16 protein-coding genes are annotated in these 11,803 nt (G+C 65.1%); 11 read left to right on the top strand and 5 right to left on the bottom strand.

The window, feature by feature from the left end; all coding sequences use genetic code 11:
* Positions 1 to 19 precede the first annotated feature (19 nt).
* Together ACEN9H_RS29270 and ACEN9H_RS29265 are read left to right on the top strand one after the other, a co-directional pair.
* Positions 20 to 706 carry a DUF2461 domain-containing protein gene (locus tag ACEN9H_RS29270; RefSeq protein ID WP_371771679.1) on the top strand — a complete coding sequence of 229 codons (687 nt, stop codon included), beginning with the start codon at positions 20 to 22 and terminating at the stop codon, positions 704 to 706.
* A 12-nt stretch (positions 707 to 718) separates the two neighbouring features.
* Entirely contained in the window at positions 719 to 1,090 is a 372-nt protein-coding gene (locus tag ACEN9H_RS29265) for a cupin domain-containing protein (RefSeq protein ID WP_413673003.1), read from the top strand.
* Positions 1,091 to 1,110: 20 nt separating this feature from the next.
* Here ACEN9H_RS29265 and ACEN9H_RS29260 read toward each other — a convergent pair whose 3' ends face one another.
* From ACEN9H_RS29260 to ACEN9H_RS29240, 5 genes are all read right to left on the bottom strand, one after another.
* On the bottom strand, positions 1,111 to 2,139 hold the full coding sequence (locus ACEN9H_RS29260) for an NAD(P)H-dependent glycerol-3-phosphate dehydrogenase (RefSeq protein WP_413673002.1): 1,029 nt from the start codon (positions 2,137 to 2,139) through the stop codon (positions 1,111 to 1,113).
* Positions 2,140 to 2,156: 17 nt separating this feature from the next.
* Complete coding sequence (locus ACEN9H_RS29255) at positions 2,157 to 2,612, bottom strand: SH3 domain-containing protein (RefSeq protein ID WP_413673001.1); 456 nt, start codon at positions 2,610 to 2,612, stop codon at positions 2,157 to 2,159.
* A gap of 101 nt (positions 2,613 to 2,713) precedes the next feature.
* On the bottom strand, positions 2,714 to 3,187 hold the full coding sequence (gene secB, locus ACEN9H_RS29250; RefSeq protein ID WP_056134424.1) for a protein-export chaperone SecB: 474 nt from the start codon (positions 3,185 to 3,187) through the stop codon (positions 2,714 to 2,716).
* A gap of 136 nt (positions 3,188 to 3,323) precedes the next feature.
* Positions 3,324 to 3,593 (bottom strand): glutaredoxin 3, encoded by a 270-nt coding sequence (gene grxC / locus ACEN9H_RS29245; protein ID WP_371764237.1) that lies wholly within the window; start codon positions 3,591 to 3,593, stop codon positions 3,324 to 3,326.
* 16 nt (positions 3,594 to 3,609) lie between these two features.
* Positions 3,610 to 4,014 carry a rhodanese-like domain-containing protein gene (locus tag ACEN9H_RS29240; RefSeq protein WP_413673000.1) on the bottom strand — a complete coding sequence of 135 codons (405 nt, stop codon included), beginning with the start codon at positions 4,012 to 4,014 and terminating at the stop codon, positions 3,610 to 3,612.
* An 88-nt stretch (positions 4,015 to 4,102) separates the two neighbouring features.
* On the opposite strand from ACEN9H_RS29240, the gene gpmA reads away from it, so the two are divergent.
* The 9 genes from gpmA to gspK all read left to right on the top strand — a co-directional run bounded on the left by gpmA (position 4,103) and on the right by gspK (position 11,757).
* On the top strand, positions 4,103 to 4,849 hold the full coding sequence (gene gpmA / locus ACEN9H_RS29235; protein ID WP_056134431.1) for a 2,3-diphosphoglycerate-dependent phosphoglycerate mutase: 747 nt from the start codon (positions 4,103 to 4,105) through the stop codon (positions 4,847 to 4,849).
* Between the two features lie 69 nt (positions 4,850 to 4,918).
* Positions 4,919 to 6,331: a murein hydrolase activator EnvC family protein gene (locus ACEN9H_RS29230; RefSeq protein WP_371771700.1), complete on the top strand. Its 1,413-nt coding sequence runs from the start codon at positions 4,919 to 4,921 to the stop codon at positions 6,329 to 6,331.
* Between the two features lie 28 nt (positions 6,332 to 6,359).
* Entirely contained in the window at positions 6,360 to 7,853 is a 1,494-nt protein-coding gene (locus ACEN9H_RS29225; protein ID WP_413672999.1) for a S41 family peptidase, read from the top strand.
* Complete coding sequence (locus ACEN9H_RS29220) at positions 7,850 to 8,611, top strand: HesA/MoeB/ThiF family protein (RefSeq protein WP_371771676.1); 762 nt, start codon at positions 7,850 to 7,852, stop codon at positions 8,609 to 8,611. The genes ACEN9H_RS29225 and ACEN9H_RS29220 overlap by 4 nt, the downstream gene beginning before the upstream one ends.
* A gap of 151 nt (positions 8,612 to 8,762) precedes the next feature.
* The gene (gspG, locus tag ACEN9H_RS29215) at positions 8,763 to 9,218 is read left to right on the top strand and encodes a type II secretion system major pseudopilin GspG (protein ID WP_371764243.1); all 456 of its coding nucleotides are present in this window, start codon (positions 8,763 to 8,765) and stop codon (positions 9,216 to 9,218) included.
* A gap of 13 nt (positions 9,219 to 9,231) precedes the next feature.
* Positions 9,232 to 9,708: a type II secretion system minor pseudopilin GspH gene (gspH, locus tag ACEN9H_RS29210; protein WP_056134443.1), complete on the top strand. Its 477-nt coding sequence runs from the start codon at positions 9,232 to 9,234 to the stop codon at positions 9,706 to 9,708.
* A gap of 11 nt (positions 9,709 to 9,719) precedes the next feature.
* Positions 9,720 to 10,109, top strand: coding sequence for a type II secretion system minor pseudopilin GspI (gspI, locus tag ACEN9H_RS29205; protein WP_371764245.1), 390 nt, complete (start codon positions 9,720 to 9,722; stop codon positions 10,107 to 10,109).
* Positions 10,106 to 10,774, top strand: a complete 669-nt coding sequence (locus ACEN9H_RS29200) for a type II secretion system protein J (RefSeq protein WP_413672998.1) — start codon at positions 10,106 to 10,108, stop codon at positions 10,772 to 10,774. The genes gspI and ACEN9H_RS29200 overlap by 4 nt, the downstream gene beginning before the upstream one ends.
* On the top strand, positions 10,771 to 11,757 hold the full coding sequence (gene gspK, locus ACEN9H_RS29195; protein ID WP_413672997.1) for a type II secretion system minor pseudopilin GspK: 987 nt from the start codon (positions 10,771 to 10,773) through the stop codon (positions 11,755 to 11,757). Before ACEN9H_RS29200 ends, gspK begins: the two co-directional genes overlap by 4 nt.
* Positions 11,758 to 11,803: the final 46 nt, after the last annotated feature.

Here is an 11,803-nt window from a genome sequence, read left to right as displayed (position 1 = left end):
GACTCATTTTGGACCCCTTATGCACCTGCGCGACCTGACGCAATTCCTTACCGAACTCAAAGAGAACAACACCCGGCCGTGGTTCATCATGAACAAGCCCCGCTACGACATCCTGCGGGTCGAATTCCTGGAAGTGCTGACGGAACTGATCAGGGAGATCGGCCGGTTCGACAAGCAGGTCGTCGCCTGCGACCCGAAAAAGGCGATGTTCCGCTTCCAGCGCGATACGCGCTTTTCGCACGACAAGACGCCGTACAAAACGCATTTCTCGGCCGGCATCGCGCCGGGCAACAAGCGCCGGCCCAGCGAAGGCGGCGGTCCGACCTATTACTTCCACATTGAAGCGGACGGCACGCTGCTGTACGGTGCGGGCGAATACCTGCCGCCGGCGGCGCGCCTGAAGGCGATTCGCGAGCACGTCGTCAACGATGCGACAGGTTTCGCCAAAATGTTGAAGAATAAACATCTGCGCGAAGCGTATGGCGACCTGCAGCCGGAAGACAAGCTGCAACGCCCGCCGAAGGGATTCGATCCGAACCATCCGCTGGTCGAATACCTGAAGCTGAAGAGCTATTTCGTCTGGAAGGAAGAGAAGCTGGACATCAACGCCCCGGACAAGCTCGTGCCGCAGCTCGCGCAGGGGTTCAAGGACGCCACCGCGCTTGTCACCTGGCTGCGCGGGGTGCCGCAGACATTCGAAGAGTAAAGGGAGTCACACATGGCGTTGCACCACGCAGTCTCGGGTGAGCGGATCGCACTCCAGCGGGGCGAAGACGACATCGCGAATTTCACCTCGATCGCACTGATCAAGACGGATCGCATGGAATTGATCCGGCTCGTGATACCGAAGGAAAAACCGCTGCCGGAACATTGGGTCGAAGGCGAGATGACCTTGCTGTGCCTGGAAGGCGAGATCGCGTTCCAGGCCCACGGCCGCACGACGATCCTGCGGCCGAACGAGATGGTTTATCTCGCCGGCGGCGAACCGCATGCGGTCCACGCCAACCAGGATGCGGTCGCGTTGCTGACCATCCTGCTGCATCCGGGCGATAACACGGGCGGGCCGACGCGGAGCACGCCGGCACCGTAGTCCTGCGCAATAAACCAGGATCAGGCCAGTTCGTCGCGCGGATCCCGCGCCAGCAGCCTGGTCACCATGTCGCTGGCGGAATCGCCATCGAACAGCACGCCGGCCACCGCATTGGTGATCGGCATGTCGACGCCCAGCCTGGCCGCCAGCTCGCGCACGGCCTTGGCGCAGGGCACGCCTTCTGCCACGTGGCCGAGTTCCCGGACGATCGTGTCGAGCGGCTTGCCCTGGGCCAGTGCCAGGCCCACGCGGCGGTTGCGCGACAGGTCGCCCGTGCACGTCAGGATCAGGTCGCCCATCCCCGTCAGGCCCATGAAGGTGCCTGCATGGCCGCCCAGTGCCGTGCCGAGGCGGGTGATTTCCGCGAGGCCGCGCGTGATCAGCGCGGCGCGCGCATTCAGGCCCAGGCCGAGGCCGTCGGCCGTGCCGGTGGCGATGGCGAGGATGTTCTTGACGGCGCCACCCACTTCCACGCCAACCATGTCATCGCAGGAATACACGCGCATGTTGCCGCCATGGACGAGTGCAACGACGCGCTCGCGCAGTGCCTTGTCGGTCGAGGCGACCGTCAGCGCGCACGGCAGGCCGCGCGCCACTTCCTGCGCGAACGACGGGCCGGACAGCGCGGCGGCCGGCACGGCATCGCCCAGCACGTCGCGCACGACCTGGTGCGGCAGCAGGCCGGTCTCGTATTCGAAGCCCTTGCACAGCCAGACGATGTTCGGAATCGTGCGGCCCTTCAGTTGCTGCAGCAGCGGGCGCAGGCCGGCCACCGGGCAGGCGGCGATCAGCAGCGGCGCCTCGCCGGCGCCATGCGCGACATGCGCGACGGCGGCATCGAAATCGGCCGTGACGTCCAGGCCGTCCGGGAACGGGAAGCCGGACAGGTACTCGGTGTTTTCGCGCGCGCTGGCGGCTTGCGCCATCTGCGCGGGATTGCGTCCCCACAGCAGGACGTCGTGGCGCGCCGCGAGCGCGATCGCCACCGCCGTGCCCCAGGCGCCGGCGCCGAGGACGGTGATCTTTTGGGGTGGTTTCGGTTCGTGCATGGGTATCGATAGACGGGCTAGATGCCCCAGATGTCGGACGCCTTGACGTAGCCGCTGGTACCGTCGCGGTGGCGCACGCGCACCCAGTTGCCGGCTTCCGGATCGACGAGCTCGAGCAGGACGTTCTTTTCGGCCGTCATCACGACGGGCGCATTCTCGTCGGGCGCCGAGCGCACCTTGGCGGACGCGACGCGTACGATGACGTTGCGCTTGGCCGACAGGTTCTTCGCTTCGGTCCAGGCCATGTCGCCGGTGGCGTCTCTGACCTTGACCCAGTCGCCGTAGCTGAGGACGACCTCGACCGGCATGCCGCTGGGCGCGATGTACAGCTTGCCGCTGCGGGTGGACGGGGCGTCGTACAGGATCACGGCATGCGCGCCGACCGTCTTGAAATCGAACGCGGCGGCCGCGCACGATGCCAGCAGCAGCAGGCTGCCTGCAATGAGTCGGTGGCGGAAGCGGATGGGGCGCATGTGGGCCTTTGAAGACGGTGCATGCCGGGCGTCGGCGTGCGCGTCAAAGAAACAAGGCGTCCGGCCCCGCCCGGGACGGGCGAAGCGGGACGCCCGGGATATTACTGGTTACCAGCCGGCGTGCCTGCTGCGGCAGCCTGCTCGGCCAGCGCCTGGCGGCGCTGCTGGTAGAACACTTCGAAGTTGATCTCGGCCAGGTGGACCGGCGGGAAGCCGGCACGGGTGATCACGTCGGCGATGTTCGCACGCAGGTACGGATAGATGATGTTCGGGCAACCGATGCCCAGCAGCGGATCCATCTGCTCGGCCGGGATGTTACGGGCTTCGAAGATACCTGCCTGCTTGCCTTCGGCCAGGAAGGCCACTTTGTCCTTGACCTTGGCGGTCACGGTGATGGTGACGGTCGATTCGTAGATGCCATCGGCAATGCCTTCGGCGCCGACGTCCAGCGCGACCTCGATGGTCGGGGCTTCCTGCTCCAGGAAGATCGCCGGGGAATTCGGTTGTTCCAGCGACAGATCCTTCAGGTAAATACGCTGGATTTGGAATACGGGTTGCAGGTTTTCGTCAGCCATGGAACGCTTTCGTGTAATTTTTAAAAAGAATGGCAACATCCTGCCATTCGAGGTGCTTGACTTGTCAAGGCGCCGGCAATTGTATCAAAACCAATTCGGTTTCAATAGTTAGCCGGGGCCCTGCCAAGCCCACGGCTCAGGCTGCGCTGCCGTTCAGCAGCGGATCCAGGCGTCCTGCCTGGTCGAGCGCGTACAGGTCGTCGAAGCCGCCCACGTGGGTATCGTCCACGTAGATCTGCGGCACCGTACGGCGGCCCGTGCGTTGCATCATGATGGCGCGTTGTTCCGGATCAAGGTCGACACGGATGCGTTCGATGTTGGTCACGCCCTTGGCTTCCAGCAGGCGCTCGGCACGCACGCAGTAGGGGCAACTGGCGGTGTGATAGAGGACAACATGGGCTGTCATGGCAATTCCTTTCAAATTATTTGATCAGGGGCAGGCCGGCAGCCGTCCAGGCCGCGATACCGCCTTCCAGGCCATAGATATCTTCGAACCCTGCCGCTTTCAACAGGCGCGCCGCTTTACCGGCGTGTTTGCCGTCCTGGTCGACGACAACGATGGTCTTGACTTTCGACTTGTCCAGCTCGCCGGTACGATTGCCCAAGTCTGCCAGCGGAATGTGTTTCGCGTCGCGCAGGTGCCCTGCGGCAAATGCGTCGACGCTGCGGACATCGATCACGGCGGTGGATTTACCCCGGTTGATCATCTGGGTGGCCTGCAGCGGCGAGGCCACGCGGCCACGCGGCGCGAGCGACAACCACAGCAGGGCGCCCCCCGACAGAAGAGCGATCGCGACAGTGATGAAATGGTCGATGATGAATTTCACGAAGGTTCCGTTGGTTGAACTGAATCATCGCATTATAAAATAGAAGTCGGATCGGTATTTCCTGCTCACTTTTTTCTATAAAGCACCTATGTACAAAATCGTATTCATGCGCCACGGCGAGTCCACCTGGAACCTCGAGAACCGTTTCACCGGCTGGACCGATGTCGACCTGACCGAAAAAGGGGTCAATGAAGCCAAGCTGGCCGGCCGCCTGCTGAAGGAAGCCGGCTTCACCTTCGACCTGGCCTACACCTCGGTCCTGAAACGTGCGATCCGCACCCTGTGGCTGGCCATGGACGAGATGGACATGATGTGGCTGCCGGTCAAGAACGACTGGCGCCTGAACGAGCGTCACTACGGCGCGCTGCAGGGCCTGGACAAGGGCGAGACCGCCGCCAAGTTCGGCGACGAGCAGGTGCTCGTATGGCGCCGCAGCTACGACACCCCGCCGCCGGCACTGGAAGCCGACGATCCGCGCACGTCCTTCAACGACCCGCGCTACGCCGGCCTCGACAAGGCCCAGATCCCGCTGACCGAATGCCTGAAGGACACCGTCGCCCGCGTGATGCCGGCCTGGGACGAGGAAATCGCCCCGGCCATCCGCGCCGGCAAGCAGATCCTGATCTCGGCCCACGGCAACAGCCTGCGCGCCGTCATCAAGATGCTGGACAACATCAGCGACACGGACATCGTCGGCCTGAACATCCCGAACGGCACCCCGCTCGTGTATGAACTGGACGCGGACCTGAAGCCGATCCGCCACTACTACCTGGGCGACCAGGCAGCGATCGCGGCCGCCATGGCCGCCGTGGCCAACCAAGGGAAGGCGAAGTAAGTCTTGCGTTTTCCCTTCGTGAAGTCGACGTCCGCGGGTCTGTCCGCCCGCGGCAAGCTGGTATGCGGCCTGCTGGCCTGCGCGTTCGCCTTCGGCAGCGTGCAGGCGGCGCCGCGCCAGACCACGCGCAGCAAGGAGAAGGCCGCCGCCGAGGCGGCGCGCGCCGGTATCCAGCAAAAGCTCAATGCGCTCAAGAAGGACATCAGCCGCACCGAGAGCGAAAAGGAAGACGCGGCCGACGAGTTGGCGGAATCGGAAGAAAAGATTTCCGACGCCAACCGCTCGCTGCGCGAACTCGCGGACGAGCAGGCCGAGACCAATACCAGGCTGAAGGATCTCGCGACCGAAGAGGCGAGACTTGGCGACACCATCGCGGCCCAGAAGCGCCAGCTGGCGAAGCTGTTGCGCGAGCACTATATCGCCGGCAACGAGGACCGCATCAAGCTGCTGCTGTCCGGCGATAACCCGAACCGGATCAACCGCGACCTGCAGATGATGGCCTACGTCTCGCAGGCGCAAGCGAAATTACTGAATTCCCTGCGCACGAACCTGGCGGCCGTCGAGGCGAACCACGCCGAGACGCAGAACGCCAGGGACGAGCTGGAAGAAATTGCACAAGAGCAGACGTCGCAAAAGACGCTGCTCGAAAAGGAAAAGGCCAAACGGGCCGCCTTGCTGGCGAACCTGTCGAGCAAGCTGACGGACCAGCGCAAGCAGGCGAGCCGCCTGGAACAGGACGAGCAGCGCATGAGCGGCCTCGTCGACCGCCTGACGCGCCTGATCCGCGAACAGGAAATTGCCGCCGCGGCCGAGCGCAAGCGCCAACAGGAACTGGCCGCCGCGCGCGCGAAAGCGGCCGCCGAGGCGAAACAACGTGCGCTGGCGCGGGCCAGGGCGCAGCGTGAAGAACGCGAACGCCTGGCGCGCGAAGCCGCGAAGGAAGCGGCCAAGACCGGCAAGCCCGTCAAACCGTTGCCGCCGCCGAAACCCGAACCGGAAGAGACGCGGGTGGCCGAGGAGCCGGCACCGAAACCGGAAGCACCGCAGCGTTCGGCCGACACCGCACTGGCCGCCGACCTGCCGAGCGGCGCATTCGAAAGCCTGCGCGGCCGCCTGCCGGCGCCGATCTCCGGCAAGATCGCGGCCCGTTTCGGCGCCAAGCGCGGCGACGGTCCGACGTGGCGCGGCATGTTCATCAAGGCGCCGGAAGGGACCGACGTGCGCGCCATCGCGGCGGGGCGTGTCGTGTTCGCCAACTGGATGCGCGGCTACGGCAACCTGATCATCATCAACCACGGCGGCGAGTACCTGTCGATCTACGGCAACAACCAGACCCTGGTGAAACAGGCCGGCGACGCGGTCAAGCCGGGCGACGTCATCGCCAGTGCCGGCAATACCGGCGGTAACGAGGAATCGGGGCTATACTTCGAGCTCAGGCATCTCGGAAAAGCGTTCGATCCTTCGAGCTGGATCAGGTTCTAATTTCCGGAAGCACAATCCAGGGAACAGCATGGGCAAGAAACTCAAGAACCTCGGTCTGATCGGCCTCGGCATGGTGGCCGGGGTGGCCGTCTCGGTCCAGTATTCGGCGCTGGCACAAAAGGGCGGCGATGCGCCCCTGCCGCTGGACGAGCTGCGCCAGCTGGCCGATGTGTATGCCCTGATTAAAAGCGATTACGTCGAGAAGGTCGACGACAAGAAGCTGCTGTCGGACGCCATCGCCGGGATGGTGAGTTCGCTGGATCCGCATTCCGTCTACCTGGACCAGAAGGATTTCGCCGAGATGCGCGAAGAGGTGCAGGGCCGCTTCGTCGGCCTCGGCATCGAGGTCGCGATGGAAGATGGCTACATCAAGATCGTCTCGCCCATCGAGGATTCGCCCGCCTACCGTGCCGGCATCAAGGCCGGAGATTTGATCACCCGCATCGACAACGTGCCGGTGAAAGGCCTGTCGCTGGACGATGCCATCAAGCGCATGCGCGGCGAGCCGCACAGCAAGGTGATGCTGACCATCGCGCGCCGCGGCGCGGACACGCCGTGGGTCGTGCCGGTCGAGCGCGAGGAAATCAAGGTGGCCAGCGTCAAGGCGAAGATGATCGAGCCCGGCTATGCCTGGCTGCGCATCAACCAGTTCCAGGAAGAGACCGTCGACGACGTCGCGGACAAATTGAAGGACCTGTACGCCCGCAACCCGAACATCAAGGGCCTCGTGCTGGACCTGCGCAACGACCCGGGCGGCCTGCTGCCGAGCGCGATCGGCGTCTCCGCCGCCTTCCTGCCGGCGAATGACGTGATCGTCTCGACGAAGGGCCAGCTGGCCGAGTCGAACGCCACGTTCTACGGCCGGCGCGAATTCTATGCCGTCAAGCCGGGCGCCGATCCGCTGGCGAAATTGCCGGCCGCGCTGAAGACCGTGCCGATGGTGGTGCTGGTCAACACGGGTTCGGCCTCGGCGTCGGAAATCGTCGCGGGCGCGCTGCAGGACTACAAACGCGCCATCGTGATGGGCAGCCAGACGTTCGGCAAGGGTTCCGTGCAGACCCTGCGCCAGCTGACGCCCGACACGGCCGTGAAACTGACGACGGCCCGTTACTTCACGCCGAAAGGCCGTTCGATCCAGGCGCTGGGCATCGTGCCGGACCTGAAGGTCGACGAGACGCCGGAAGGCGACGGCCTGAACGCCGTGCGCGTGCGCGAAGCGGACCTCGATCACCACCTGACGAACGACGCGGCCGACAGCAAGAGCGCGAACGCGAAGCGCCGCGACGAGCTCGAGGAAGAGCAGTTCACCATGGCCGCGCTGAAGAATGAGAAACCGGTCGAATTCGGCGGCAAGGATGACTTCCAGCTCACGCAAGCCCTGAATCACTTCAAGGGTTTGAAGGTGCAGCTCGCCAAGGCCGATCCGGACGAGGACAAGCCCGCGCCGGCCAAGCTGCCGGGCCAGGAGCCGAAGCCGGCCGAGATCAAGGACGACGCCAGGCCGTCTGCACCGAAGCGATGAACGACCAGCAACTGCTTCGCTATTCGCGCCATATCCTGCTGGACGAGATCGGCATCGAAGGCCAGGCGCGTTTCCTGGCCGCGCGCGTGCTCGTGATCGGCGCCGGCGGTCTTGGCTCGCCGGCCGCGCTGTATCTCGCCGCGGGCGGCGTGGGCCGGTTGACGCTCGTCGACGACGACACCGTCGACCTGACGAATCTGCAGCGCCAGGTGATGCACACGACGGCCCGCGTGGGCCAGCCCAAGGTCGAGTCCGGGCGCGAAGCCCTGCACCAGATCAATCCCGAGGTCGAGGTCGTCGCCTTGCGCGAACGCGCCGATGCTGCACGTTTAGGGGAACTCGTGCGCGATTCCGATGTCGTACTCGACTGCAGCGACAATTTCGCCACCCGCCATGCCGTCAATCGCGCCTGCGTTGCCGCCGGCGTCCCGCTCGTCGCGGGCGCCGCGATCCGTTTCGACGGGCAGATCTCGGTCTTCGACGTGCGCGACCCCGCTTCGCCCTGCTATGCCTGCCTGTTCCCGGAGGATGGCAAGTTCGAGGAAGTGGCATGCAGCACGATGGGCGTGTTCGCGCCGCTGGTCGGCATCATCGGCGCCATGCAGGCGGCCGAGGCGCTGAAGCTGCTGGCCGGAAGCGGCCGTTCGCTGGCCGGCCGGCTGCAGATGCTGGATGCGCGCGCCATGGAGTGGACGGAGATCGGCGTGGCGCGCAATCCGTGCTGCCCCGTTTGCGCAGGGCGTCCCGGCGTAGAATGAGTCGCGGCGCACGCAGAAGGTGTCTTTCTGCGTCGTCTATCTTACAATTAGACAATTTTCCTGACGAGTTGGAACATTTTCCAAACGACTTTTAACGTCATCCCTGCTCGTTCGGCCTTATACTGTTTTTTCGACCATATCCATCACATCTATGCAGAACTTCAAGCATCGTTTCGCACGGCAGCGCCGCCAGCGCGGTTTCACCCTCGTCGAAATCATGGTCGTCGTGGTCATCATCGGCATCCTGGGCGCGCTCGTCGTGCCCAAGCTGCTGGGCCGTACCGGCGAGTCGCGCGTGACCGCGGCCCGCGTCGACATCGCCACGCTGATGTCGGCACTCAAGATGTACAAGCTCGATAACCAGCGCTATCCGACCACGGAGCAGGGCTTGCAGTCCCTCGTCCAGAAGCCGACCAGCGGCCCGGCCGCCAACGGCTGGAAGGAAGGCGGCTACATCGACAAGCTGCCGAAGGACCCGTGGGGCAATCCGTACCAGTACCTGTCGCCGGGCCTGCACGGCGAGATCGACGTGTTCTCGCTGGGCGCGGACGGCCAGCCGGGCGGTACCGGCGAGGATGCCGACGTCGGTTCGTGGGACAACAAATAACGTAGGTGTGTCGATGACCACGCGCGCGCCCGGCCGCGCCGGCGGCTTCACCCTGGTGGAGATCATGGTCGTGATGGTCATCATCGGCATCACGCTGGGGCTGGCCAGCCTCAACGCCATTCCCAGCCCGCACCAGGACCTGCAGAAGGAGGCGCAGCGCATCGCGCTGCTGCTGCAGCTGGCGCGCGACGAAGCCATCGTGCGCAACCGCCTCGTCGCCTTCGAGGCCACGCCCGAGCGCTACCACTTCCTCGTGCGCACCGAAACGCGCTGGCAACCGATCGTGAACGACGACATGCTGCGCGAGCGCGACTTCAAGAATGCTCCGCTGACCCTGCTGCTGGACCCGACCAGCGCGGGTACCCTGAATCCGCTGCGCATCACGTTCGGCAGCGAACCGGTCGACAAGCCGTTCGTGCTCACGCTGGCCAGCGGCAACGACCGCGTCGCCATCCGCGCCGACGGGGTCGGGCACTTCACGGTGGAGTGAAGAGGTCAATCATGCGCGCCATGCGATTCCCGAACCGGCAACGCGGCTTCACGCTGCTGGAAGTGCTCGTGGCCCTCGTCATCGTGGGCACGGCGCTGGGCGCGGGCCTGCGTGCCGTCGGCAGCCTGAGCGCCAACGGCAGCAGCCTGCGCGCCTCGATGATGGCGACCTGGTCGGCCGAGAACCGGCTCGTGCAGATCCGCCTGGGCAAGGAATTTCCCGACATCGGCAAGCACGGCTTCGATTGCCCGCAGGGCGACCTGCACCTCGTGTGCCAGGAAGAAGTGATCGCCAGCCCGAACCCGCGCCTGCGCCGGGTCGAGGTCTCCGTGTACGACATCGAAAACCCCAACCGGCGCATCGTCAAGCTGGTCCAACTCGTGCTGAAGCCGTGGCGATGACGAACTCTTCCCGGGCCCGCGGCTTCACGCTGGTGGAGCTGCTCGTGGCGATCAGCATCCTCGCCATCGTGGCCGTGCTCGGCTGGCGCGGGCTGGACGGCATCGTGCGTGCCCGCGTGGCCCTCACGCAGCAGATGGAAACGACGCGCGGCATGCAGCTGGCCTTCGCGCAGATGCAGAGCGACTGCGAACACATCGCCCAGCGCGACGTCGTCGACCAGCGGCCCTATCTCCTCGTCGGCGCCGACCGCCTGACGCTCGTGCGCGAAGTGTTTACGGAAAACCAGCCGTCGCGGCTGCAGGTGGTCGCGTACCGCATCGTCAACGGCACCTTGATGCGGCGCGAATCGCAGCCGACGCGCGACCTCGTCCAGCTGGACGCGTTGTGGCAGGCCGTCACGAGCGACGCCGACACCAACCCGGCCGTCGCCCTGCAGACCGGCGTGACAGGCATGCAGGTCGCGACCTGGCTCAACAACTCCTGGCGCCAGGGTGGCGTCGATCCCGGTGCGAATGCGGCGGGCACGGGCCAGCAGCCGGTCCAGTCGCAGCAGCCCGACCTGCCGGCGCAGGTAAGCAACGAACCGACCGGCCTGCAGGTCGCGTTGCAGGCCCAGAACCTGCAACAGCCGATGGTCAAATCCTTCCTGCTGGGGGAACCATGAGAACGCGCCAGCGCCGACCCGCGCGCGAACGCGGCGTGGCCGTGATCACCGCGCTGCTGCTCACCACGCTGGCGATCTCCATCGTCGCCAGCCTGTTCTGGCAGCAGCAGGTGCAGGTGCGTTCGATGGAAAACCAGCGCCTGCACTTGCAGACCAAGTGGATCCTGCGCGGCGCGCTCGACTGGTCGACGCTGGTCCTGTTCCAGGACGGCATCGACCACCGCGACTACACGTCGCTCGACCAGGTCTGGGCGACGCCGCTGGCGGAAACGCGCCTGGACCAATACGTCGAACGCCAGCGGGTCGAAGGAGAAACGTTCGATGCAAGCCTGTCCGGTAACATTACCGACGCATGCTCGCGTTACAATTTGCGCAACCTGGGGATGAGCCGCGGGTTGCCGGATCCGCAGCAGCAGGTGATTTTCAAACGCCTGCTGAACAACCTGCAGCTGGACCAGGGCCTGGCGCTGCGCATCGCGAACTTCGTCGCGGCCGGCTTGGCGGCCACGACGGACGAGGGCAACGACCCGACGAAGCAGACGCAGGCCGCGCCCGTGACGGGCGCGCCGATGAAGATTCTGCAGGTGGAAGACTTGTTGTCGGTGCGGGGTGTGACGCCGGCCATCGTCGAGCGGCTGCGGCCGTTCGTGACGGTGCTGCCGGAAAAAACGCCGGTGAACGTCAACACGGCGCCGGCGGAAGTGCTGGCGGCCGTCGTGCCGGACATGTCGGTGTCGGAAGCGAATACGCTGATCGTGCGGCGCAAGCAGGCGGCGTGGCGTGGTCTGAATTATTTCGAGACCGAGATCGGCGACAACCGGAAACCGGTGGAGGGTACGGCGGGCGTCAAGAGCGACTGGTTTTTCGTCGACAGCCGCATCCGCCTGGACCGCGCGGCACTGGACGCGCAGGCGCTGATCCACCGGTCGTCGAACCTGGTGGCGGGCAGCGGGCCGAAAGTGGTGTGGATCCGCCAGTATTGAATTGGACAGAAGTCTCGAGGGATAGCGCAGGGCATGTTAAAACGAC

This window comes from Massilia cellulosiltytica, assembly GCF_047325105.1.
GTDB classification, from domain to species: Bacteria; Pseudomonadota; Gammaproteobacteria; order Burkholderiales; family Burkholderiaceae_D; genus Telluria; species Telluria orientalis.
This window is presented reverse-complemented; position numbering and strand designations above follow the sequence as displayed.